The organism is Sphingobium sp. 3R8 (assembly GCF_020166615.1).
GTDB lineage: Bacteria > Pseudomonadota > Alphaproteobacteria > Sphingomonadales > Sphingomonadaceae > Sphingobium > Sphingobium bisphenolicum.
Genome location: NZ_JAIQXR010000072.1, coordinates 1 through 503, shown reverse-complemented (window position 1 = coordinate 503; position 503 = coordinate 1). Strand labels below are relative to the sequence as shown.

General features: G+C 58.3%; 1 protein-coding gene. It reads right to left on the bottom strand.

Annotated features, from left to right (window positions below; translation table 11 throughout):
* Positions 1 to 17 precede the first annotated feature (17 nt).
* A partial coding sequence (locus tag K9B33_RS22960) for an SMI1/KNR4 family protein (RefSeq protein WP_224551429.1) occupies positions 18 to 503 on the bottom strand: 486 nt, incomplete at its 5' end.

Below are 503 nucleotides of genomic sequence, written 5' to 3'. Positions count from 1 at the left end.
CGACCATTTTCGGCCGTTCAGATCGCCTCCACCTCGATCCCTATCCGGTCATAGAACACATCGAAGTCAGGTGCGATAATCGCGGCGCTATCTCCGCCCGCTACCATATCGATCACAACGACGGGCCACGGCGCTTCTTCGCGGGTGTCAAATGCGAGATACTCTCCGCCGCCATTGCTGCCGAAGATGAGGAAGCCGTGTAGATCCGCTTGGCCATTATTCTCGCTGCTGATAGTCTCCGCGACTCTCATCGCGGGGTCCAAGCAGAGGTTGTAAGGCTGAACCGCCAGCGGACCCTCGCCGCCATTACTAAAGGCGAGCAGATCGAGATACCGTGAGGGCAGATTGTCCGGCGCGACGGTCCGTAGCTTACTCAACTCCTCTGCCGTCGCTCCACCCACAGCGTACCAATCTCGCCCTTCGAGCATGGCTCTCCCCTTCATTTCCTCGCATAATTGTCTGATTATCGGCCACGCGCAACCGAAACCGGACTGTCGCCTATC